This window comes from Clostridioides sp. LIBA-6822 (assembly GCF_056688955.1).
In genome coordinates this window covers 1,692,940-1,713,491 of sequence record NZ_CP196995.1, presented here as the reverse complement: position 1 = coordinate 1,713,491, position 20,552 = coordinate 1,692,940, and the positions used below count along the sequence as shown (strand labels likewise).

Sequence of the window (20,552 nt, the reverse complement as noted above, 5' to 3'; positions counted from 1 at the left end):
TTGCTCAATTATCTGAATTTATATTTTTTATTCTGTTGTTATCTCATTTAATTTTTCACTTTCATTCAACCTTTCACTCTTCGGAGTATATCTTTTTAACTCTTTAAATACAACTATACCTGTAATTACTGTAGCTATAAAGTCAGATACTGGTTGAGCTGTCCATACACCCTGCAAACCTAAGAATGTAGGAAGAATTAGTACTGCTGGTATCAATAAAATTACTTGTCTTAAGAGACTTAACAACATTGCCATTTTGGCTTTTCCTATAGATTGTATAAAGTTTGTTCCTGTAACTGATAAGCCTACAATTGGCAACATAAGTAAGTATATTCTTAATCCATTAACAGATATATTCATAAGTTCAGGGTCTTTATTAAATATTCCTATAATCGCTTCTGGGAAAAGTACAATTACCACCATACCCATGCATAAAATTATAGTAGCCACTACTAATGAACCTAAATATGCTTTTTTAACTCTATCATATTTTTCAGCTCCATAATTGAAACCTATAATAGGTTGCGCTCCTTGATTTATTCCAAAGATAGGCATTAAAAATACCATTGCGATAGATGAAATTGTAGCCATAGCCCCTATAGCCAAATCTCCACCATGAGTTTTAAGTGCAATATTTGATATGACCTGAACCAAACTTGCTGCAAGTTGCATTGCAAATGGAGACATACCTATTGCAAATACTGCTTTTATTAGTTTTTTATCTAATTTTAAATTAGATTTACTGAATCGTAAGTTTGATTTTCCACTTATATAATATCCTATAGTTAAAACAGCTGTAAGAGCTTGAGAAGTTATTGTAGCAATTGCAGCCCCTTGTATTCCCAAATTAAATCCAAATATTAATATCCAATCTAAAACTATATTAGTTAAACATCCTACTATCATTATTCCTGCTGAAATTTTAGGACTACCATCAGCTCTTATTGAGTGGTTTAAAGAAAAGGAAAGAAGATTTACTACTGTACCTAATAATATGATATTTATATATGATTTTGCATATATAAGCGTATTTTCACTTGCTCCAAATAATGTAAGTATCTTATTTGCAAATAATATTCCAAGTATCATTATAATAATTCCTGTTATTACAGATAATGTCATTGCATTTCCTATAAGTTTTCTTGCCTCTTCTACTTTACCTTGCCCAAGTTTTATTGATATTGTAGTAGTGGTTCCTATACCTATCAACATACCAAATGCAAGTATTATTGTCATTATCGGCATTGTAACACCAAGACCTGTTATTGCAAGTGGCCCAACTCCTGGTATATTTCCAATAAAGATTCTATCTACTACATTATATAAACTATTTACCAACATACCTATTATTGCTGGTATAGAGTATTTAAGTAGTAATTTACTAATTCGTTCTGTTCCTAATAATTGTTGATTTTCCATCAAGTCTCCTCCTTCTTCTAATATTCAATTTTCCACATATTACAAGGGAGGTGCAAATGCCCTCCCTTAATATTAACTACTTTTTAAATATTAATTTTATATATCTATTATATACCACTTTAATCAAAAAACCAAACTTTTCTAATATAAAATTTTTTTAACAAATAAAAATAAAGTGTATATATAGATGAGAGCACTAGTAATATACCCAAATTTTCTAGGTTAAAACTACTATTTAATATATTATTTAAAAAGAATAGAGAAAGCAAGGTATTTGCAATTGCTATGAAATACGGTATAAAAAATAATGTCCCTATCTCTATACTAACAATTTTATTCATATTTTTAAAAGATAGACCTATTTTTGATAGATTTTTATATTTAACTTTATCCGATGGCTCATCTGTATATAATCTGAAATATAAAAAACTGAAAACTCCCATAAACAATATCACACCTATAAAAATACCCATAAACTGTAGAATTTTACTTTGTTGTAACTCTACTAAATACATATCTGGTAAAGTTAAAAAATATGATTTATTATACTCTCTATCCAAATTAAAATATTTTTCTTTTAGGTTTTCAGTTATATTCGCACTAGTCTGCCAGTTATTATAATCAAATCCATGAAAACTCATTTTTGAAAATTCATTTTTTATATCATTGTATAAACTATCATTTATAATTATAACTTTATTAAACATTCCAGTAGGAAAGATTATATTATTTGATGATTTTTTTATTTTTATATTTACATGTTTTATATTATAATTTTTTATTTGTTTTAAAAAATTTATATCTTCTTTTGAATTACTACCAGGAATTAATATACCTTCATCCTTTTTTAGATTAACTTTGTCTAATTTTAATTGTTTTGACAATTCATTATAACTTCTTACACTTAATAGTGCTTCTCTATTGTGTTTAAGTATAGGAAAACTCACCTCTTTATAATCATATCCTTTAATTGTATTTCTAATTTGTTGTACTTCTTCATATTCTTTTTCATTATTATCTTCGGAGAAATATGAGTAAACCATTGGGAAGTTATTTTTAGAAGATTTTCCTTGAGAACTTACAAGTGTTGAAGTTGTTGTAAACGCTACTAAGGTAGTTGATAAAAGTATTGTCATTAAAAATAATAATCGTGTATTATCTTTTAATTTATACATTAGGTTACTTATAAGCAACATATTCACTTTATTTTTATAAATTTTTTCTTTATTTTTTAAATATTTTAATATTAAAATCATAAATTGAGAAAAAAATAGAAATGTACCTAAAGTAATTAGTAGTGTTATTGTGTACATACCTCCATTTATTTTTAACTTATTACCAAATAGAATCATTGTATACCCTATTATAAGACATGCTATACAAATTATGCCAAGCAACTTTGAAGTTTTTATATCTTTTTTAGGTTTTTTTGTGCCTACTAAAAGCTCTAAAACATTATTCTTATTCAATAATTTTAAGCTCAATGGCCCTGTTATTAAAAATAAAATTGTAAAACATATAACTGTAGTCAATATTGCCTTTATTGGAAAATAAATTTCTGCCAAGTTTATATAAAACAACTTGCTTAAATACAGCAAAAACAATTTAGAAATCGACAATCCAAGCAATATTCCTAATATGATTGCTAAAGAACCTATTATTAAGTTTTCAATTAATATCAATCTTTTTAGTTGTCTATTACTCATTCCAGTTATCATCAATATTCCAAAATCTTTTAATCTATATTTTAAGAAATTTCCTAGAGAATACAATATAAAAAGCAAACTAAATACTAGTATTATTAATTCTGAAACCATAAGAGCCATAAATGCAGTAGAGCCATTTTGAATTCCTGATTCTGTTATTATTGGATGAAACATAGATACAGCAAAGACAAAAAATATCATTATAGAAAAAACTGAACTGAAAAAATATGCTAAATATGCCCTAAAATTTCTAATTATATTATTATAAGCAAATCTTCTAAAATCCACTATCTTGCACCTCCTATTTTAGACAATACAGATAGTATTTCATCATAGAAAGAATTACTACTTCCAGATTTTTTTATTTCCGTATATATACATCCATCCTTTATAAAAATTACTCTATCTGAATAACTTGCACTATATGCTTCATGAGTTACCATAAGTGTAGTTACATTTTGTTCTTTGTTTATCTTATTAAATAATCTTAGAACATCACCGGTAGATTTTGAGTCAAGGTTTCCAGTTGGTTCATCTGCAAGTAGTAGTGAAGGTCTATTTATAATTGCTCTAGCAATAGCACATCTTTGAGCTTGACCTCCTGAAATTTCATAGGTTCTTCTATCTAAAAGTTTATCAATCCCTAAAAATTCAGCTATATTTCTAGTTTGTCTATTCATATCTTTAATACTTGTGCCATCTAATGTAAGTGGTAACATGATATTTTCACCAACAGTTAAAGTATCAATTAAATTGAAATCCTGAAATACAAAACCAAGTTGTTTCCTTCTAAATTCAGCAAGTTTTTCTCCTTCCAATTTACTTATATCATATCCATCTAATATAACTTTACCTTCACTCTGTTTATCAACTGTAGAGATTATATTTAAAAGGGTAGATTTACCACTTCCAGATGGACCCATAACAGCTACAAACTCTCCTTTTTCTATATTTATACTAACTTTATCTAAAGCTTTAAATGAAACCTTTCCACAATATGTTTTTGATATATTTTCAATACTTAATATGTTCATTTGATATTCTCCATAATTTTTTTATTTTTACTACAATACTATATTATCGTGAACATACTACTTTAACCATAAAAATACCCTAACAATTAACTTACATATTTGTAAGACAATTAAATTAGGGTATTAAACAATCTAATTAATATTGATTAGTATTAAATTTAAAGTTCAAACGGTTTTCAAATTCATCTAACACCATAGGTTTAGCAAATAAGTATCCTTGAACTTTATCACAACCTATTTCTTTCAAAAACTCTACTTGTTCATAAGTTTCTACACCTTCACAGATTACTTTAATATCAATAGCTTTTGCCATTTCTACTATCTTAGAAATAATAATCTTTCCTCGCTTTGTATCTGTTGTCTCAATTAAAAAACCTCTATCTAATTTTAAAACATCAAAAGGAAGGTCTTTTAATAAATTTAAAGATGAATACCCTGAACCGAAGTCATCCATTGATATAATAAATCCTATTTCTTTAAGTTTTTTCATTATGTTAATCAATATGTCTAAATTATCAAATACAACACTTTCTGTTAGTTCAAGTTCAATAAACTCAGGAGATATCTCATACTTATTTATCAAATCAGTGATATTTTCTATGAAATTATCTCTGTACAAATGAACTCTAGACATATTCACTGAGATTGGTACAGGAGTATATCCTTCACTTATCCATTTGTTCAGTGTCTTACAAACTTCTTCAAAGACAAACATATCAATATTTACAATAAAACCATTTTTTTCAAATAAAGGTATAAAATCTATAGGTGAAATAAATCCCATTTCTGGACTATCCCATCTTATCAGAGCTTCTGCACCCTCAATTTCATTTCCATCATTTAGACTGTATTTAGGCTGATAATACACTATAAACTCACCTTTTTCTAAAGCCTTATTCATATTATCTTCCAATCGTTTTTCTTTATACAATCGATTTCTTGTCTCTTCATTAAAAAATGAATATGAGTGTTCGTATTTTTCTTTTTTAGTTTTTGCTGCAATATTTGCTCTATCAATTAATAAATCAATCTGTTGAACATCATCTTTTCCAGTAATTTTATATATTCCACTTGACATAACAATTTTATATTTAGATGAATTAGCAGTATCTAAGTTACAAATTTCATTATTTATTTTAGACAGTCTATTTAAAAGTTCATCTTCAGTACTACAAAAAACCAATAACATAAAATGGTCATTATCCATCCTAGCGCAAATTTCATATTTATTCATATTATTATTTAAAACATGTGCAATATGCATTAATATCTTATTTCCCTCAGCATAACCAAACATCTCGTTTATATATTTAAATTTATTGACATCCAATTGTACCAAGTAGAAGTCATCTCGATAGTAATTCTTTAGAATATACATAGAATCTTTTCTAAACTTTTCCTTATTTTTTATTCCACTTAAAGAATCATAATAAGCCAACTTTTTAAGCTGTTCTATTAACTTGGCATTGCTTAATTTCCACAATATCATAAATATTAATATATAGAAATACAATTTGATTATAAAATTAATTATTAGGCTTCTAAAGTTTTTAAATATATCACATTTTGATATTAAAGTCCAATTAGTGCCTTTAATACTTGTATATCTTAAATTATATAATTTCCAGTTATTCCAATATAAAAAGTTATTTTGGTGCTTTTCATTTATATTTTTTGAAATTTCGTTTTTAGTGCTTCCTGTGATATTTCCTTCTAAATCAAAAAGATTACTTTTATTATCAACATAGTTTTTATTTGGATGAGAAATAACAGTATAATCTTTGTCTATCATCAGAAATTTAATAGAATCATCAAAGTTACTTCTACTTACTATCTTATTTACATCTTGAAAATAAAAAGAAGCAAAAATGGTTCCAATCACCTCATTATTTTTTATAATAGGTACATATATAATAAATACTTTATCACCTGTAACATTACTAACTTCAATGTCTGAAACTACTACTTGCTTTGTTTTAAGTGCTTTCTTAAAACTAACTTTATCTTTTATTGAACCAATTTTCTCCCTATATGTACTTGAAGTGTTTCCTTTTGTATCTGTTATACCAATCATAAAAAGATTATATTCTTTTTGATATGGTCTTAATAATTTTCCTTTTTCTATTAGAGATGTTTCACTATTAGAGAATCTGTCATCTTGACTAAGAGCTTTTAATAAAGAAGTATTTGTTTTTAAATAGTCTTCAAGCTCTCTCTTAGATACCTCAATCATATTTCTAGAAGTAACTTCCATAGAATTACTTGCATATATAATTATGCTTGTGAAATCAATCAAGACTAACAGCATTAGTAAAATTAATATATGCTTAAAAATTAGCCCATCAAATACTTTTTCTTTTTTTCTCATATTAAAACACCATTGATTATATGATTTGGTTTTTTGTTATCTAGTGTTAGATTTAACAAATTTGATTTTGTTGACCACACATTATTACCTCCTTATAAAACCTTTATTGTATACTATTTTATCATAATTATGTCTAATTATGGTAAAATAGTGTCAAATATTATAATAACAAGGGTTACATAAATACAAAAACAAAAAAATACCAAGCTAGAAATTATATTCTAGCTTGGTATTTTTAATTTACAAATTAAGCATTAACTTTTGCTTTTAAATATTCATCTATTGAAGCTGCTGCTGTTTTACCAGCTCCCATTGCAGATATTACTGTTGCTGCTCCAGTAACAGCATCTCCACCTGCAAATACTCCTTCTTTAGAAGTTTGACCATTTTCATCTGTTATCAAACATCTTCTTTTATTTATATCAAGACTCTTTGTTGTAGAAGATATTAATGGATTTGGACTTGTACCAAGTGACATTATAACTGTGTCTACATCAAGTACAAATTCAGAACCTTCTATTTCTATAGGTCTTCTTCTTCCAGAATCATCTGGCTCTCCTAATTCCATTCTTATACAAACCATACCTTTAACATATCCATTTTCATCTACTAAAATTTCTTTAGGGTTTGTCAATGTATTAAATATAATACCTTCTTCTTTTGCATGGTGTACTTCTTCAGCTCTTGCTGGAAGCTCTTTTTCACTTCTTCTATAAACTATATATGATTCTGAACCTAATCTTAATGCAGTTCTAGCAGCGTCCATAGCAACATTTCCACCACCAACTACAGCAACTTTTTTACCAGAACTAATAGGTGTGTCATAGTCATCTCTGTAAGCTTTCATTAAGTTTACTCTAGTTAAAAACTCATTTGCAGAAAATACTCCATTTGCATTTTCTCCTGGTATATTCATAAACATTGGAAGACCAGCTCCTGAACCTATGAATATAGCTTCAAATCCTTCATCTTCTATAAGCTCATCTACTGTTATTGTTTTACCAACAATTACGTTAGTTTCTATTTTTACGCCTAATTTTCTTATATTATCTATTTCAGGTTGAACAACAGCTTGTTTTGGAAGTCTAAATTCAGGTATACCATAAGTTAAAACTCCGCCTGGCTCATGCATTGCTTCAAAGATTGTTACATCATAACCTTTTTTAGCTAAATCGCCAGCACAAGCTAAACCTGCTGGACCACTTCCTATTACTGCTACTTTTTGATTTTTCTTAGGCTCTGTATCAGATAGATTTATATCATTTTCTTTTGACCAATCTGCTACAAATCTTTCTAGCTTACCTATTGATACTGCATCTGATTTTATTCCAAGTATACATACACCTTCACATTGACTTTCTTGTGGGCATACTCTACCACAAACAGCTGGTAATGAACTACTCTTAGCTATTACTTTAGCAGCACCTTCTATATCATCTTCTTTAACTTTTGTTATAAATCCTGGAATATCTATTCCTACTGGACATCCACCTACACATTTTGGTTTTTTACAAGCCAAACATCTATTAGCTTCTGCCATAGCTTCTTCTTTATTGTATCCTAAACACACTTCTTCAAAATTTGTCGCTCTTACAGCAGGTTCTTGTTCTCTAACTGGTACTTTTACTTTTTTAGCATCCATTATTTGTTACCTCCACATCCACAATTACTATGATGATGACTATCGCCTTCTTCAAGTTTTAGCATAGCTCTTCCTTCTTGAGTCTTGTACATAGATTGTCTTCTCATTGCTTGGTCAAAGTCAACTAAATGTCCATCAAATTCTGGTCCATCTACACATGCAAACTTAGTTTCATCTCCAACACTAACTCTACAACCACCACACATACCTGTTCCATCAATCATTATTGTATTTAAACTTACTATAGTAGGTATATTTAGCTTTTTAGTTAATTGGCACATAAATTTCATCATTATCATTGGTCCAATTACTATTGCTTGGTCATATTTTTTGCCTTGATTATCAACTAAATCTTGTAATAAATCTGTAACTCTTCCATTAAATCCATATGTACCATCATCTGTTGATACGTATACGTTTTTAGCTACTTCTCTCATATCATCTTCTAATATGATTAATTCTTTAGTTCTTGCACCAATTATTACATCTACATCTAGTCCATTTTCTTTAAACCATTTAACTTGTGGATACACTGGTGCAGAACCAACTCCACCAGCTACAAATAATATTTTTTTATTTTTTAATTCTTCTATATCTTCATGTATAAATTCACTTGCTTGTCCTAATGGCCCTACAAAATCCATTACAAAATCGTTTTCTTCAAACATTGCTAACTTTTTAGTTGAAGCACCAACTGTTTGGAATACAATAGTTACTGTTCCTTTTTCTCTATCATAGTCAGCTATTGTAAGAGGAATTCTTTCTCCCTTTTCGTCATTTTTAATTATTATAAATTGACCAGGTTGAGAAGATTTTGCAACTCTAGGCGCCTCTATTTCCATCAAATAAATACTATCTGTTAATTGTCTCTTACTAACTATTTTATTACTCATCTCGCTATTCTCCATTCTAACAAATATATTTTTCCCACTCTAAATTTAATTAAAAACATAAACACACAAAACTATAACTTCATTATAATATAATATAATATTAGTTCTTTATTAATTGTTTTGTATTGGACACCCCCTCTATAAAATAATTATAATTGCCCAAATTACAAATAGTTGATATTAACAAATTTCTTTTAACTGCCAATAAACACTAGATCTTATATCATATGTCTAATTTGTTATAGATTTAACCTAATACACACTTAAAGTATACTATATTATGCCAAATTTGTAACAAAAATTTTATAAATACATAATAAAATTTTTTTATTCAATTATTTATTTAATAAATTAACTTAGATTTTCATAATAACACCAATTTCTTTAAAAACTAAACGTGTATAAGGCTTTAATCTATTGCAATACCAGCTTTCATATTATCTAAAATATACCCTTATTTTATTATATATCTAAAATTTTCAATATTCATTAATTATTTGAATTTTTATATAAAATTTTTACAATTTCTAAAGATTTATTTACTTATGTAATAAATTATAATAATATTAATTTATAAAGTTAATAATTAATATGAATGAAAATAAAAATAATATAAGAATAGGAGGTACATTCTTTGAAAAACATTATTTCTGCAAAAGAACTCATATCAAAACTGGAACAAAATGATAATCTAGTCATTATAGATTGTAGATTTGACCTTATTAATAGAACTTATGGTATTGATTCTTATAAAAAGGGGCACATAAAAGGTAGTTTTATCTTAGATATAGACAAGGATTTATCGTCTCCTACAAAAGAACATGGTGGTAAAAACCCTTTACAAGACCCTTTCATATTAAAGGAAAAATTAGAAAAAATGGGTGTTGATAATGACACTACAATTGTAACTTATGATGATGGAGATTTAAATGGAGCTTGTAGACTATTTTTCCAATTAAAACACTTAGGTCTTAAGAATGTCTATGTGTTAGATGGCGGAATAACATCTTTCGTAAAGGAAGGTGGAGAACTAGAAGAAAAAGTAAATATTCCAAATTGTACAGGTAAGGAAATTAATCCAAATATAAATGATGATTTGGTTGTACCAATGGAATATGTTAAATCCAAATTATATAAAAAAGATACTATCATTATAGATTGTCGTGCTAATGAAAGATACCAAGGTTTAGTTGAACCTGCTTACTCAAAAGCTGGTCATATACCTAGTGCTAAAAATTATTTTTGCAAGGATTTAATAAAAAGTAGTTTTGAAGATGGCTCACTTAAAGACATGGAATTTTTAAAAGATTTCTTTAAAGATTTAAATACTTATGATGAAGTAATTTTATCTTGTGGCTCAGGAATATCTGCTTGTGTCAATAGCCTTGCTCTTAGAGAACTTGACATACCTCATAAGATTTATGTTGGTAGCTTTAGTGACTGGATTAGCTATGATGATAATGAAATTAAGACTGGTCAAGAATAAAGCTAATAATATATAAAAATCCGTAGATAATATCTTAAATATTTTAAAGGCGTTAGTCATTTTAGACTTTCGCCTTTAATTGTTATTTCATATACGTTTTTGAATTCATTATAACATACATTCACTTAATAATATTAATATACTGCAACATGACCATCACATCTTGATTCTGTTGCACAAATATAACTTTCTTGCTCTGTTTTGAATATTATTTGACCTCTTCCCATATCAACACTATCATTAATTACTTTTATTTCATGCCCTTTTTCAGTTAATGAATCTACTATATGTTTTGGCATATCTGATTCAACTTCAATTCTCTTGCCTTCTATCCACTGCCATCTTGGAGCATCTAGTGCTTCTTGAGGATTTAAACCAAAGTCTATCATGTTTGTTAGTACTTGAATATGTCCCTGTGGCTGCATAAAAGCTCCCATTACACCAAATGGTCCTATTGCTTTATCTTCTTTGCCTAAAAATCCAGGTATTATAGTATGATAAGGTTTTTTAAATGGTTTTACTACATTATGGTGCTTAGGGTCTAAGTTGAAATTATTCCCTCTACTATGTAATGCAATCCCAGTATTTGGTATCACAATGCCAGAACCAAAGTTTATATAGTTACTCTGTATATATGAAACCATATTTCCATCCTTGTCAGCAGTACAAAGATATACTGTACCACCACAATATGGCTCTCCTGCACTTGGATACAGAGCATTTTTATTATCAATTAATGAACTTCTTTTTTTTGCGTACTCTTGGTTTAATAATTCTTGAATCTTTACCTTCATGTGTTCTATATCAGTTACATAAGTTTTAGAATCTGCAAAAGCTAATTTTAAACTCTCTATAATTTTATGTATATCTTCCACATTATCTATATTTCCTTCTATCTCTAGTTCTTTTAATATATTAAGTGCCATTAAAACTGTTATTCCATGTCCATTTGGCGGAATTTCAAATATTTTATATCCCTTATATTCCGTACTTATAGGCTCTACCCATGTTGGATAAAAACGTTCTAAATCACTTTTTCTTATAGCTCCATGGAATTTTATAGAATACTCATCTATTTTATCAGCAAGTCTTCCTCTATAAAAGCTTTCAGATTGAGTATTTGCTATCTCTTCCAATGTATTTGCCTGTTCTTCACATATAAATATATCTCCAGCTTCTGGAGCTTTGCCATCTTTAGAAAATGTATCAAACCACGGTTTGAATTCTTCTCCAACAAGTTCTTTTTTGTATAGTTCATATGATTTTTTCCACACTTTAGCCACATTAGGTGATACTACGTAACCTTCTCTGGCATAGTTTATTGCTGGAGATAAACATTCTATTAAACTAAGTTTACCATACTTTTTATTTAATTCTGCCCAAGCTGCAGGTATTCCAGGTACAGTTACTGCTCCAAACCCATACTTTGGCATTTCCTCCATATTATCATAATTATTTAATTCCATTTTTTCTGGAGCAAAACCACTCGAGTTCAAACCATACAATCGTTTTTCTTCATCTATCCAAACAAGTGCATATGCATCTCCACCAATCCCATTGCTTGTTGGTTCCACCACTGCCAATGTAGCAGCTGTTGCAACTGCTGCATCTACAGCATTTCCACCTTTCTTTAGTATTTCAAGTCCAGCTTGAGATGCCAGTGGTGTTGATGTTGCAACTGCACCGTTTTTGGCATACACGACATTTCTTATTGATGAATATTTATGTTGATAAGCGTTAAACTTCATAAACTTCAACTCCTTGTCATTTTTTATTTGATAGTTTTCCTAAATTTATTATATAACATCGAGTAATACAACTGATACAAAATATAAACTTTTTCCAAAGCTTAATTCCTTCATTTCAATACGTCCTAATATAAATTATAAGATTTTCTATCTTACCTTAAAAGGATTTAATTTATTAAAAAAAGTTATTTAATTCTTTTAATAAAAATTAAATTATTCTATTATCATATTTTGAGCATATTTTAAGGTTAAGAAATAATATATAAAGTATCCTATATAATAAATTACTAGAGTCATGATAATCGGAGTAATTAATGACCTAGGTATAAACTTTTGTGCAATTGACATTGCAAATAGATTATGAACTGTACCTACAACTAACGGCAATAAAAATACAACTTTTAATTGTTTTGATATTATTGTCTCAATATCTTTGTTATTCGCTCCAAGTTTTATTAACATAATGTATCTTTCTTTATCATCATATATATTTGATAGTTGCTTAAACAGAATTATACTGCCTGTACATAAAAGAAATACTACTGATAAAAATATACCTATAAACAGCATAAGACCACTTAGTCTTATCAAATTATTATAGTTCTCAGTACTTGATGTAAAATTAAAAGGATAAGTAAATTCCATATTTTCATTTACTATATTTTTCAATTTTAAAGTTAAATCAAGTTCCTCTTTTTCATTATCTATGTCAATTAATCTTATTAGTCTAGTGCTTGCGTCTGATTTTAACCTATTAAATACTTTGTCTTTTATTACAACTAAATCAAACGTAGATTGTAAATTTATTTCTGGCTCTAAGATATTTTCTTGTACTGTAAAAATATTTGTACCATATTTTTTTTCACCTTTAATATATAGCTTTGTTTCTCCAATATTAAAGTTTTCAAAAAATATTTTCTTATATGAATCATAAACATAATATACATATTCATCTGAAGATAATTCTTCATAATCATTATTCTGATACTGTCTTAACTTCTTAAAATCACTTTCTTTAATAAAGTCTATAGATATTTTATCTTTTCTATGACTATTTGCATTTTTATAATACATTTCAAGGATTATATCTTTGTCTATAAGCTCTATTGTCTTATCAAAAATTACACTATTATCTTTTTTATATTTATATAACAGCTTGTCGATTTTACTATTTACATAACTATTTCCTGCATTTATAGTATAACTATATTTGTAATTTTCACTTATATTTCTATCTATATCATAATAAAGTGATATGGTAAATCCTAACATAGTTACACTTGTAGCTATTAATATTGCTATAATAGCCAATACTCTACTATTGCTCTTCAATTTAAATCCAAGCTCAGAAAAAGCAATTAGATTTCTTACTTTATAATAAAAACTTTTTCTCTTCTTAACAGTATCAATGATTATAGACATAACTGATGAGAAAAATAAAAAGGTTCCTGGTATTATTGTAATTAATATAAAAACTGAAAGCATAATATTTTCAGCAATAAAATAACTAATTGACATAAAATAAGAAATTGTTATTAGCAAAATACCAAGTATCCCTTTTAGCCTTATACATTTTTTAGTTGTATGCTTTTCTGGAGATTTATTAAATAGTTCTACAATCCTTTTATTTCCAATGATTACAGTATTTCTTATTCCAATAATTATGAATATTATTAAAAATACAATGAGTGTTTGAACTAAAGCCTTTATGCTTAAATTCATCTTTACTACTATCATTTCGTTCATTAATTTTACAAGCATCATAGTCATAAGCTTTGAAAATAATAGACCTAAAACTATTCCTATTAATATTGCAAATATCCCCATTAAAAAAGTCTCATATAAAAATATTCTTCCTATCTGTTTTTTCCTCATTCCAAGTAAGCTATAAGTCCCCACCTCTCGTCTACGTCTATTAAAAAAAAATGAATTTGAATAATATATAAACAAGAAAACAAATATAATTATTACAATTGAACTTGTATTAATACCCATCCTAGTTTTTTCGCCAAGTGAGCTTAAAGCATCGTTATACTCTATAGATTTAAAGCTAAAAAATACAAACACACTAAATACAATTGAAACGAAATACATTAGATAGTTAAAAAAACTATTTTTTACATTTTGCATTGCAATTCTAAATAAACTCATTTTTATTAACTCCTCCAATTAAGGAAACTGTGTTTACTATTTTATTATAGAATTCTCTAGTACTTTCTCCCTTAACAATTTCTGTAAATATTATTCCATCCTTTATAAAGAGTATCCTATCACAAAAACTTGCACTTATAGCATCATGAGTGACCATTAATATTGTTCTATTGTTATTTTTATTTAATTTCAATAGGCAATTCAACAAATCTCTAGCAGATTTGGAATCTAACGCTCCTGTAGGTTCATCTGCAAGTATTAATGATGGTTTTGTTGCTATTGCTCTACAGACAGCTCCTCTTTGTTTTTGTCCTCCTGAAACTTCACTAGGGTATTTATCTAGTATAGATTCTATATTTAATTCTTTTGAGATTTCTTGTATTCTATTTTCTATTACTGATACACTTTCATTTTTTAAAGAAAGAGGCAACATTATATTTTCTTTTATTGTAAGAGTTTCCAAAAGATTAGAATCTTGAAACACAAATCCAAGATTATCACGTCTGAAATCTGCTAATTCATTTTGGTTCATTTTAATAGTATTCTTTCTATTTATATAAATGTCTCCTGATGAAGGAAAGTCTATTGTAGAAATGATATTTAAAAGAGTTGATTTTCCAGCACCAGATGAACCCATGATACCAACAAATTCTCCTTTATAAACCTTAAAATTTATTCCTCTTAGAGCTTCAAGTTTTGAACCCCTTCTCCCATACTCTTTTTTTATATTTTCAACAGATAAAACTTCTTCCATAGTTAAATACTCACCTTTCACCATAATTAGTTATTTATTAATTCTCATAAATATATTATATATATTAAAATAGCTTTTAAACATTTAATTACATTAATTTAAGGTTACATTTATGTAAGTATTGCTTATATTTCTTCATTTTTATTGTAATTATGTTTAAAATATAATTTATCAAGCAAAATATAGTTATATTAATATAATTATTTTAAATTATAAGGTAGAAATATTCTTATTTATCAAGTAAAATAAGGTTATGTTAATATAACTATTTTGGATTAGGAGGTAGGAATGTTTAAAATAATGGTAATTGAAGATGATGTTTCATTGAAGAATATCATCTCAGAATGTCTTTCTAAATGGGGACATGATGTGCATCAAATAGAAAATCTTGAAAATATAATAGAAGAATTTAGAAACTATAAACCGCAATTAGTTTTATTGGATATAAATCTTCCATTTTATGATGGTTTTCATTGGTGTAATGAAATAAGAAAAATTTCAAAAGTCCCTATAATTTTTATTTCTTCGAGAAATTCTAATATGGATGTAATAATGGGTGTAAATCTAGGAGCAGATGATTATATACAAAAACCATTTTCTATAGATGTTTTAGTAGCTAAAGTTAATGCCCTTTTAAGAAGAACTTATAATTTTGTTGATAATAATTCAAATCAAATTGTTCACAATGGTGTTATCTTAGATTTATCAACTGCAACCATAAGCTATGAAGGCAGGATTGTTGAACTAACCAAAAATGAAATTAAAATTCTTCATGAGCTTATGAAATATAAAGGACAAATCGTCAGTAGAAATAAACTTATGAAAAAATTATGGGATAGTGATTGGTTTGTAGATGATAATACGTTAACTGTAAATGTAAATCGAATACGAGTAAAGTTAAATGAAATTGGTTTAGAAAATTTTATAGATACAAAAAGAGGATTAGGTTATATAATCAGTTAAAACAACTCTAAGTAGGTGAATTTATGAGCTTTAAAGATTTTCTCAAAGATAAACTTGGGTTTTTAGTATACAATTTTGCTTTCTTAATTTTTACAATAGCAGTTATTATGTTTTCTCCTGTAGAGATTTTTCTAACTGACACTATTATATATATATTGGTTGTGAATGTTGTATTTTTGTTTTTATATCTACTAATTAGCTACATAAAGAAGAATAAATTTTTGGATAACATAAAAAATGACACATTTAAAATTAATACCAATGATATAGAATTAATTAAGTGTAAAAATGAAGAAAAAATATATTTGAATATCATTAAAAGTTACCAATATAAGTGTAATAAAATGATAAACAATAATATTGAGAAGTTTGAAGAAAATAAAGAGATTATGAGTATGTGGGTACACGATATAAAGATGCCTATAGCTATAATAAAACTTACCCTCGAACAGAATGAGAATTTAATTGATGAAAAAATTTCTGATGATATAGATAATGAAATATTTAGAATTGAAAATTCTGTTGAAAAAATTTTATATTTATCTAAACTTGAAGATTTTCATAAAGATTTCTTAATTCAAGAGGTAAATATTGAAAAAATTATTAGGGAGATTATAAGAAAATATTCAAAATATTTTATTTCAAAAAAAATAATTTTAGGCTTAAATAATTTGAATTTTAAAGTTTTATCAGACGAGAAATGGCTCTACTTCATATTCGAGCAATTATTGAGTAATTCCCTAAAATATTCCTCATTAGGAGATAATATATCTATCTATTGCAAAACAAGCAAAAATTATTTACAATTAAGAGTGGAAGATACTGGTTGTGGTATAAAAAAGGAAGATTTAAATCGAATATTCAATAAGGGATTTACAGGTAATAATGGAAGGAATAACGCTAAATCTACAGGGCTTGGGCTTTATTTAGCAAAAGAACTTTGTGACAAACTTGGCCATAAAATCGATGTAGATTCAGAGTACAATCAATATACAAGATTTACTATTACATTCAAGTATGATTTATAGTATCTTAGTATTGATAGTTTATTTTCATTTAACTTATATTCAGCAGGCTTCTTAATAATGGTTCTATATGTACATCCCAGTATATAATAAATAGTTTTTATAAAAAGGAGGAAGACATGTCTTTTCTAAAAAAATTTAAAAAGAAAAAATTTAGAAATAGCAGCTTCAAAAGTAACAACTTTAGAAGTAGTAGTTTTGGAAGTAGTGGCTTCAAAGCTAAAAATAAAGGTTTTAAAAACAATCCCTTTAAAAATAAAAGATTCAAAATCTATGCAGGAATAGTAGTAATCATACTTTTAATTTTAGGGATACTTGCTTATAATGATGCAAAAAACACTGAATTACAAGCTAATGAAAACTTTATAGAAACATATACTATTCCTGAAAATGAGAAAATATTTATAAATGGTATGGTTGTTCCTAAACAGACTAAAGACTTTAATATCTCTGGAGATTATGAACTAAGTGATGTTAATGTTACAAATGGTCAAAAAGTAAATCAAGGTGACCTTCTTTTTACTGCTAAAAATCCAAGTATAATAGCAGAAATAGATAGTCTAAAATCACAACTTAGCCAATACAGAAAACAAAAAATATCACTTTCTGATATTACTGAAAATAGAGATGCTATTGCTTCTATAAATGCTCAGATAAGTGCTTTAAACTCTCAAATAACTTCTTTGGATAAGAAAGCATATGATAGAGTTACTGCTCCTTTTGATGGTACTGTATACTTAAATGACCAAACTGGAAATCCAGACCAACCAGTTTCATTTATGACTATTCAAGGTCTAGAGTTCTATATGAAAGGACAAGCAAGTGAACAAGATTTACCTAAAATGAAAATTGACCAAATGGTTAATATACTAGTTTTCTCAACTGACCAAAAGCTTACTGGTAGAATAAGTTTTATATCTGATAAGCCATCTACTCCAGATAACGAGATGGGAGCTCAACAGAATACTCTATCTTATTATGATATAAACATAGCATTTGATAATCAAGAAGGATTAGTAAATGGATTCCATCTTCAAGCATCACTTGAAGTAGCTAGTTCAAGCTTTAAGATACCAGCATCTTGTGTACTTAAAGACAAAAAACACTCATACGTATTTAAGGATTTAGATGGTATATTGAAAAAACAAATTGTAGATGTAGCAAGTCAAAATGATGATTTTGCTGTAGTTAGAGGCGGTCTTGAACAAGGCGATATAGTAATAAAATACCCTACTAAAGAAATGAAAGAAGGAGACCCAGTTCAAGGCGATGGCGTAACTGCTGGTTCTAATAATGGAGATGCTACTCCAAATAAAAAAGTAAAAGAAGTTACTATGGATGTGAATTAATTTACATATGTTGATTAAATTAGAAAATATTCAAAAGTATTACAAAGTAGGGAAAGATGAATTACATGTTTTAAAATCCTTAAACTTAGAAATTGATTCTGGAGAATTCGTCATGATAATGGGTAAATCTGGTAGTGGTAAAACCACTTTACTTAATATCCTAGGTTTTCTTGATGTATTTGATGAAGGAAGATATATATTTGATGGAACAGATGTAACTAATTTAAGTGAAAATGAACGTTCTGTTTTTAGAAATATTAATATTGGATTTGTTTTTCAACAATTTAATTTAATAGAAACTTTAAATGTATATCAAAATGTAGAGTTACCTCTAATCTACAATAAGACACTAAAAAAATCTGAAAGAGAAGAAATTGTTAAAGATAAATTAAAATCTGTTGGACTCTTGGATAAACTTAAACAGAAGCCTCTTCAATTATCTGGTGGTCAGCAACAGCGTGTAGCCATTGCACGCTGTCTGGCAAATGACCCTCAAATAATCTTTGCTGATGAACCAACAGGAGCACTAGATAGCGAGACTAGCAAAGAAATTATGGAGCTTTTGACAAAACTTAATGAACAAGGTAAGACTATAATAATGGTTACACATGATCAAGATTTAACTAAGTATGCAACTAAGGTCATACGACTTAAAGATGGTGTGTTTACTTCGGAGGTGTAATCATGGGTTTATTAAAAAATTCTTTGGCTAATTTAAAAGGGCACAAACTTCGTGTTTTTGTAGCTTTACTTTGGATTATAATAGGAATAACTTCAGTAATACTTGTTAGTTCTATAGGTAATGGATTTCAGAAAGAAATTAAGAAGTCTGTAAACAATGTAAATCCTAATAAAACTACTATTTCGTTTGAATCGGCTGATAATACAGGTCTTACTGATGATATGAGTATATTTTTAAAACCATTTAATGCAAAAGACTTAGAAGAATTATCATTTGTTGAAGGTGTAGAAAGAATTGCTCCATCAAGAGATGGGTTTAATCTTGATTCAACTTACTCTTCACAAGCATCTTTTGATAAAAAGAGTACTTATGTTGACATTGGACCAGTAAAAAAAGATTCTAAAATAAATTTAGTTTGTGGTAGAGATTTTTCTCTAGATGATGAGAAAAGAAAAGTAATTTTACTTACATTACAAAGCACAAGTGAAATTTTTGAAAATCCAGAAGATGCTTTAGGTCATGGTATTAACATAAATGGAACTATATTTGAAATAATTGGAGTATTAGATGACTCTCAGCAAAACCAAAATGTAGGATTTTTTGGAGGTTATCAAGACATGCAGTTTACTACTTCTCTTATACCTAAAAAGGCTTTTGACAGTTTAATGAGTCAAAATTCTTATTCAAATGAAATCTACCAGTTAGACTTGGTGTCTTCTAATGGATATAATGTAAATGAAGTTGCAAACAATGTTATAGCTAAACTATATGAGATGCATCCTGGTATCAATGGTTCTTATACTACACCAGACCCAACTGAACAGACAGCTTATCTTGAAAGCATTAATTCTAATGTAAACAAATATGTATCTATAATAACTGTAGTTGCAATGTTTGTTGGTGGTATTGGTGTAATGAATATAATGTATGTTTCTGTTATGGAAAGACAAAGAGAAATTGGTATAAGACGTGCTATTGGTGCAAAACCTAGGTCTATATTATTTCAATTTTTAGTTGAGGCTGTATTTATAACAGTATGTGGTGGAATTTTAGGAACTATAGTTGGATTTATTGCTACTAATTATGTTTCTAAATACATCGGATTTGAAGCCATTCCTAGTTTAAATAGCTTATTTTATGCTATTGTAGCTACTATATTAACTGGGGTTGTGTTTGGTCTGATACCAGCCTTTAAAGCCTCTAAACTCGACCCTATAAAGGCGATTTATAAATAGACATTTTCTAGATTTATGATTTTTATATTTATTTGTCTAAAACAAATTTAATATATAACGCACTATTATATATGATAGATTAAGAATTTAATCTTTT

General features: G+C 27.5%; 15 protein-coding genes. 6 read left to right on the top strand and 9 right to left on the bottom strand.

Annotated elements, in window-relative coordinates:
- Positions 1-27 precede the first annotated feature (27 nt).
- The 6 genes from ACTG48_RS08205 to ACTG48_RS08180 form a co-directional block, all read right to left on the bottom strand.
- Positions 28-1,419: an MATE family efflux transporter gene (locus ACTG48_RS08205; RefSeq protein ID WP_021384320.1), complete on the bottom strand. Its 1,392-nt coding sequence runs from the start codon at positions 1,417-1,419 to the stop codon at positions 28-30.
- A 119-nt stretch (positions 1,420-1,538) separates the two neighbouring features.
- Positions 1,539-3,413: an FtsX-like permease family protein gene (locus ACTG48_RS08200; protein ID WP_479918566.1), complete on the bottom strand. Its 1,875-nt coding sequence runs from the start codon at positions 3,411-3,413 to the stop codon at positions 1,539-1,541.
- Positions 3,413-4,159 (bottom strand): ABC transporter ATP-binding protein, encoded by a 747-nt coding sequence (locus tag ACTG48_RS08195; RefSeq protein ID WP_479918565.1) that lies wholly within the window; start codon positions 4,157-4,159, stop codon positions 3,413-3,415. The genes ACTG48_RS08200 and ACTG48_RS08195 overlap by 1 nt, the downstream gene beginning before the upstream one ends.
- A 136-nt stretch (positions 4,160-4,295) precedes the next feature.
- Entirely contained in the window at positions 4,296-6,527 is a 2,232-nt protein-coding gene (locus tag ACTG48_RS08190) for a bifunctional diguanylate cyclase/phosphodiesterase (protein WP_479918564.1), read from the bottom strand.
- A 247-nt stretch (positions 6,528-6,774) separates the two neighbouring features.
- Complete coding sequence (gltA, locus tag ACTG48_RS08185; protein ID WP_021384308.1) at positions 6,775-8,169, bottom strand: NADPH-dependent glutamate synthase; 1,395 nt, start codon at positions 8,167-8,169, stop codon at positions 6,775-6,777.
- Positions 8,169-9,062: a sulfide/dihydroorotate dehydrogenase-like FAD/NAD-binding protein gene (locus ACTG48_RS08180; RefSeq protein ID WP_021384304.1), complete on the bottom strand. Its 894-nt coding sequence runs from the start codon at positions 9,060-9,062 to the stop codon at positions 8,169-8,171. Before ACTG48_RS08180 ends, gltA begins: the two co-directional genes overlap by 1 nt.
- A 634-nt stretch (positions 9,063-9,696) precedes the next feature.
- Here ACTG48_RS08180 and ACTG48_RS08175 point away from each other — a divergent pair.
- Positions 9,697-10,548: a sulfurtransferase gene (locus ACTG48_RS08175; protein ID WP_021384299.1), complete on the top strand. Its 852-nt coding sequence runs from the start codon at positions 9,697-9,699 to the stop codon at positions 10,546-10,548.
- Positions 10,549-10,682: 134 nt separating this feature from the next.
- Here the strand turns inward: ACTG48_RS08175 and ggt are convergent, their stop codons facing one another.
- The 3 genes from ggt to ACTG48_RS08160 all read right to left on the bottom strand — a co-directional run bounded on the left by ggt (position 10,683) and on the right by ACTG48_RS08160 (position 15,201).
- Positions 10,683-12,296: a gamma-glutamyltransferase gene (gene ggt / locus ACTG48_RS08170; protein WP_479918563.1), complete on the bottom strand. Its 1,614-nt coding sequence runs from the start codon at positions 12,294-12,296 to the stop codon at positions 10,683-10,685.
- A gap of 213 nt (positions 12,297-12,509) precedes the next feature.
- Complete coding sequence (locus ACTG48_RS08165; RefSeq protein ID WP_479918562.1) at positions 12,510-14,447, bottom strand: FtsX-like permease family protein; 1,938 nt, start codon at positions 14,445-14,447, stop codon at positions 12,510-12,512.
- Positions 14,434-15,201 carry an ABC transporter ATP-binding protein gene (locus ACTG48_RS08160; protein ID WP_021384292.1) on the bottom strand — a complete coding sequence of 256 codons (768 nt, stop codon included), beginning with the start codon at positions 15,199-15,201 and terminating at the stop codon, positions 14,434-14,436. The genes ACTG48_RS08165 and ACTG48_RS08160 overlap by 14 nt, the downstream gene beginning before the upstream one ends.
- A gap of 288 nt (positions 15,202-15,489) precedes the next feature.
- Here ACTG48_RS08160 and ACTG48_RS08155 point away from each other — a divergent pair, with 288 nt between their 5' ends.
- The 5 genes from ACTG48_RS08155 to ACTG48_RS08135 all read left to right on the top strand — a co-directional run bounded on the left by ACTG48_RS08155 (position 15,490) and on the right by ACTG48_RS08135 (position 20,455).
- Positions 15,490-16,164, top strand: a complete 675-nt coding sequence (locus ACTG48_RS08155; protein ID WP_479918561.1) for a response regulator transcription factor — start codon at positions 15,490-15,492, stop codon at positions 16,162-16,164.
- 23 nt (positions 16,165-16,187) lie between these two features.
- Complete coding sequence (locus ACTG48_RS08150) at positions 16,188-17,192, top strand: HAMP domain-containing histidine kinase (protein WP_479918560.1); 1,005 nt, start codon at positions 16,188-16,190, stop codon at positions 17,190-17,192.
- Between the two features lie 116 nt (positions 17,193-17,308).
- Positions 17,309-18,538 carry an efflux RND transporter periplasmic adaptor subunit gene (locus ACTG48_RS08145; RefSeq protein WP_479918559.1) on the top strand — a complete coding sequence of 410 codons (1,230 nt, stop codon included), beginning with the start codon at positions 17,309-17,311 and terminating at the stop codon, positions 18,536-18,538.
- A 7-nt stretch (positions 18,539-18,545) separates the two neighbouring features.
- The gene (locus tag ACTG48_RS08140) at positions 18,546-19,220 is read left to right on the top strand and encodes an ABC transporter ATP-binding protein (RefSeq protein ID WP_044213240.1); all 675 of its coding nucleotides are present in this window, start codon (positions 18,546-18,548) and stop codon (positions 19,218-19,220) included.
- Between the two features lie 2 nt (positions 19,221-19,222).
- A complete protein-coding gene (locus ACTG48_RS08135) occupies positions 19,223-20,455 on the top strand; it encodes an ABC transporter permease (protein WP_479918558.1) in 1,233 nt (410 codons plus the stop codon).
- Positions 20,456-20,552: the final 97 nt, after the last annotated feature.

Excerpts from the sequence above, each read along its gene's own strand:
- ACTG48_RS08205 (WP_021384320.1), bottom strand. The coding sequence starts at position 1,419 with ATGGAAAATCAACAATTATTAGGAACAGAACGAATTAGTAAATTACTA.
- ACTG48_RS08155 (WP_479918561.1), top strand. The coding sequence starts at position 15,490 with ATGTTTAAAATAATGGTAATTGAAGATGATGTTTCATTGAAGAATATC.
- gltA (WP_021384308.1), bottom strand. The coding sequence starts at position 8,169 with ATGGATGCTAAAAAAGTAAAAGTACCAGTTAGAGAACAAGAACCTGCT.
- ggt (WP_479918563.1), bottom strand. The coding sequence starts at position 12,296 with ATGAAGTTTAACGCTTATCAACATAAATATTCATCAATAAGAAATGTC.
- ACTG48_RS08165 (WP_479918562.1), bottom strand. The coding sequence starts at position 14,447 with ATGAGTTTATTTAGAATTGCAATGCAAAATGTAAAAAATAGTTTTTTT.
- ACTG48_RS08195 (WP_479918565.1), bottom strand. The coding sequence starts at position 4,159 with ATGAACATATTAAGTATTGAAAATATATCAAAAACATATTGTGGAAAG.
- ACTG48_RS08145 (WP_479918559.1), top strand. The coding sequence starts at position 17,309 with ATGTCTTTTCTAAAAAAATTTAAAAAGAAAAAATTTAGAAATAGCAGC.
- ACTG48_RS08140 (WP_044213240.1), top strand. The coding sequence starts at position 18,546 with ATGTTGATTAAATTAGAAAATATTCAAAAGTATTACAAAGTAGGGAAA.
- ACTG48_RS08150 (WP_479918560.1), top strand. The coding sequence starts at position 16,188 with ATGAGCTTTAAAGATTTTCTCAAAGATAAACTTGGGTTTTTAGTATAC.
- ACTG48_RS08180 (WP_021384304.1), bottom strand. The coding sequence starts at position 9,062 with ATGAGTAATAAAATAGTTAGTAAGAGACAATTAACAGATAGTATTTAT.
- ACTG48_RS08160 (WP_021384292.1), bottom strand. The coding sequence starts at position 15,201 with ATGGAAGAAGTTTTATCTGTTGAAAATATAAAAAAAGAGTATGGGAGA.
- ACTG48_RS08135 (WP_479918558.1), top strand. The coding sequence starts at position 19,223 with ATGGGTTTATTAAAAAATTCTTTGGCTAATTTAAAAGGGCACAAACTT.
- ACTG48_RS08190 (WP_479918564.1), bottom strand. The coding sequence starts at position 6,527 with ATGAGAAAAAAAGAAAAAGTATTTGATGGGCTAATTTTTAAGCATATA.